The organism is Alcanivorax sp. HI0083 (assembly GCF_001635175.1).
Genome location: NZ_LWFX01000386.1, coordinates 1 through 286, shown reverse-complemented (window position 1 = coordinate 286; position 286 = coordinate 1). Strand labels below are relative to the sequence as shown.

Annotated in this window: 1 protein-coding gene; it reads right to left on the bottom strand. The window is 68.9% G+C overall.

Annotated elements, in window-relative coordinates; translation table 11 throughout:
- A partial coding sequence (locus A3754_RS03990) for a DUF802 domain-containing protein (RefSeq protein WP_156496764.1) occupies window positions 1-286 on the bottom strand: 286 nt, incomplete at both ends.

Here is a 286-nt window from a genome sequence, read left to right as displayed (position 1 = left end):
CGGCCAGGGAGGTGCTGATGTCGTTGACCAGCCGGGCGCTTGTTTGCTGGTGCTCGGCGAGGCCGGCGCGCCATTGTTCGGCGGCGTGCTCGGTGGTGTCGCGGAAGCGTTCGGTGAGGGTGCCGAGCTGCTGTTCGGTGATGGCGTTGAGCTTTTCGTGGGTGCCCTGAACCTGCTCGCTGAGGCTGGCCAGTGACTGGGCCATGATCGGCTGCACGCTTTCCGCGGCCAGGCGGCTGCTGTCGGCCAGGGTGTCACGCAGGGAGTCGCCCACGGAGCGGGCCAG